The sequence below is a fragment of the Saccharopolyspora sp. NPDC000995 genome (assembly GCF_053599315.1).
The window spans coordinates 1-3715 of record NZ_JBSFLZ010000244.1 but is presented as its reverse complement, the minus strand read 5'-3'; the positions used below and the strand labels follow the sequence as shown (position 1 = coordinate 3715).

General features: G+C 63.8%; 1 protein-coding gene. It reads right to left on the bottom strand.

The features are described 5' to 3' along the window. Positions 1–3518: hypothetical protein (locus ACWDKQ_RS35375; protein WP_450143107.1), on the bottom strand; the 3518-nt coding region annotated here is incomplete at its 3' end. Between the last annotated feature and the right edge of the window lie 197 nt (positions 3519–3715).

Below are 3715 nucleotides of genomic sequence, written 5' to 3'. Positions count from 1 at the left end.
AGTTCCATCCATCCACCGTTGCTGGGACGGAAGTGAACGTGACCGGTTTGATCCGTTTCGTAAACGCCGGCGAGCAGACGCCCGTCCGGGGTCTTATACACGTCCGACATAGACGCCAATACCGGTCCCTTCATGAGCTTGCGCACCTCTGCCAGCAGCTCAGCGGGAGCGCCGGGAATCGCCAGCAACGTCCACAAGTCGCTTAGCGAGCGCCCGCCCGCCAGCGCGGGGTCGACACGGCGGAATTCGAGCCACTGCGCGAACCCTCGGAAATCGATCTCGTCACCATTCCGGAGGAGAATCCCGTCACGGTTGGATCCCAACTGGGCCACGACGAGACTCGCGTCCTTGTACAACTGGTACGAGGACGCCTCGGCGAGGACCTGCGCCTTCGAAGCACCCGGGGCCGGGAACAGCACCGACTGTTCAGGCAGGCCCACGACCAGCGCCGGGTAGTCGCCAACGCCACCAGTAAACGTCCACGGCCGTGTCCAGGCGAAAAGCTGCACCGCCTGCGCCTGCCCTGCCTCACTCAGCGGCAACAACTCCAGGAACTCCGACAGCTTCTCCAGCCAGGCCCCCTCATCCCTGGTCTGGTCGTCATAACCCAGCAGATCCGGATCACCCATCAACCGATCCAGCTCCTGGTAGATCCCCGGGTCGGTACCGGCCAGCATGATCGCCGCGCTCAACTCGGCACGCACCTGCCACAACGCGGGATTCCCGGTCAGCTCACCCGCGTCCCCAGCCCACACCCGGAACTCGAGCCGGTCGCCCTCGGCCCCAGAGACCTCAAAACGAACTGCGGTGTGCTTGTCGCCCGCGTCGGGAACGGGATAGTACGAGTCGGCATTCTCGCCGTTCTCATCCACTGTGTACGGATCCGACGGGAGCGAAACCGGCGCCGCATACGCGACCTTGCGACGCTTCGACCCATCGCTGCCTGCAACGTTGCCCAACCGGTAGAGCAACGCCTCGAAGACCTTCGCGACCTGCGCCACACGCACGTACTGCACAGGGGTCAACCGCCAGTCAAAACTGACATTGACATGCCCCCCCGACTCCGAGCCGAAACCGCCCTGCCGCTGCAGCGCGCTCAGCAACTTCTCCATACTGGGCCACACACCGTCACCACGGTCATTACGCAGGATCGGGGATGTCGCCTCCACCTCGAGAGGCTCCCCCTCCTTGATCAACGCCCACCTACCACTGGCCACAATCGCCGCGGCAGTCTCCTTATCCAACACAGCCAGCAGCTTCGAGCTGTGATGGGTCCGCCAATCCACCAGCCCTGCTTGTTCGAGCTCCGCCCCCAGACTGTTGACCCGCGTATCGAAATTATCGCCGAGGAGCTTGAACTCGACCTCGAATCCCAGACGCACGTCCGGCCGGGAGCTCGCCCCACCTGGCACACCGTCCCTGAAATACGTGACCGGAACGCGCCCCTGCGCAATCGCCCGTTTCGCCTCCATATACACCTCACGCACCTTCGCCCGGCGAGCATTGCGCAATGCCCTCTCCGCCGCCTGCATCGCACCCAGGCTCGACTCAACCCGCTGCAACTGCTCCGGAGTCCACTGCCCCTGCCGCACCCACTGCTTCGCGGTCTCGACGTTCGCACGCACACTATTCGGATTGAATTCCGGCGGCATCGCCCGCAAATGCCGATCCATCCGACCCGTCAGCTCAGCCAACCCCGCAATCGCAGCCGGCACGAACCCCGCAGCCCGCCCCTCCCAAGACTCACCCACCTGCTCCCCAGACTCACCCACCTGCTCCCCGGCCGGTTCACCCTCGTCATCCACCACCATCCCGGCCAACTCGGCCCGCAACGCCTCTATACGCCGCTGCGTCTCCTCCCAGTTCGCCCGCAAACCCTGATCGAACATCGGCAACAACGCCGAATCCGCCTGCACAACCTCATCCCACCCCGGCAAATCCTCCAACGAAGCCAGATAGGACTCAGCCTGCTCCAACGACTCCCGCAACTGCGCAACCCGCCCCTCATCACCAGCCACACCCTCCACCTGCTCCTGCACAACCGCGCCCAACCCCTCCCCCAACTCATCCACCAACTCCGCCTGCATAGCCGCATCCGACTCCTGCGACGCCTCCAACCCCGCCTGCCGATCTTCGTCCAAACCGGACAGCGATGCCGCCTGCTCCTCCCCACCTGGGTCCGCCATCACCTCATCAACCGACTCACCAAGATCAACACCCCCATCCGACCACGTGTCCTGTTCGTCCTGATCAGCCCCAGCCGACTCCGATCCGTCACTCGACGCCATTGCATCCTGCTCATTCTGCTGCCCGCCTGACTCCACGCCCGCAATCTCCCCGGGCCCAGTCTCCTTCCGGGCCTGCATCGCCGTCAGCGCCGCCCTATTTGTCTTCAGCCTTTCCCTCGTCTCCCCCAACTCCTCCGCAGAACCAGCCCACCTAGCCATCCTGCCCTGCAACGCACTCAGCTTGGCCTCAACATCGGCACTCCTCGGCAACGCCGCCAACGCCTGTACCTCCGAAGCCTCTTTTTTCAGTGTCGATACTCGACTCCTCAGCCGGCTTTGCGTTTTTTCGTCCTTTTCTATTTCCCGATGCAAATTGAGCTTGGTCCGCTGCTCCGAATTCAGCGGCCCCAGCTCTTCCAACTTCTTCAACTTCGCAAATTCGTCGGCGTCGGCGTCCTTTTTCGCCCTGTAAGAATTGCTGACAGCCGCCCTGTGCTTCTGCCTCCGCTTTTCCACCTCCGGCTTGAGCTGCTCCAGCCTCTTCGCCTTCTCCGGAGCCAGGTCCCTCCCCTCCTGCAGGGCCAACTGTTTCTGCCTCTGCAAATCCGCAACCTGGTAGGCTTTGGCCTTGCCTGCCTGGTAATTCTTCGCCTTCCGTTCCCTATCATTCTGCCTCCGCTTTTCCACCCCCGGCTCGAGATACTCCAGCCTCTCCGCCTTCTCCGGAGCCAGCTCCCTCCCCTCCTGCAGGGCCAACTGCTCCTGCCTCTTCAACTCCGCAACCTGGTCGGCTTTGGCCTTGCCTGCCTGGTAATTCTTCGCCTTCCGTTCCCTAGCATTCTGCCTCCGCTTTTCCACCCCCGGCTTGAGATACTCCAGCCTCTCCGCCTCCGCCTTAGGCAGGTCCTCCCCCTCCTCCCGGAGCAACTGCTTCTTCTTCTGCAAATCCGCAAGCTCTGCGGCTTCGGCCTTGCCTTCCCGGTAATTCTTCGCCTTCCGTTCCCTTTCCTTCTGCATCCGCGGTTCCACCTTCAGCTTGAGATACTCCAGCCTCTCCTCATCCTCCGGAGTCAGGTCGTTCCCCTCCTCCCGGAGCAACTGCTTCTTCCTCTGCAAATCCGCAAGCTCTAAGGCTTCGGCCTTCCGCGCCTGGTACCGCTCCGCGTCCCTTTGCTGTCTCCGTGTCTGCGTTGCCGACCGCGGGTCCTGTTGTGCTGCCTGGTCCGTCGGTGTGGTCCCGTCGCCCTCGCCGCCTTGATTCCCGGAGACATCCCCGCCGGAGCCTGCCACTGTCGGTCGCTTGGACGCCCTGGCAGAACTCTCGCCAGCCTCCCGGGGCCTCTTCGTGCCCTTCGTGCCCTTCGTGGCGGTTTCGGCTGCTGCCGGCCCAGGCGCACCGTCCCGGCGTGGGGGACCCGTCACGTCGGTGGGCAGCCCGGCACCCCTGCCCAGGTGCCGCAGTGCGGGACCACTGGGCGGCAACACCA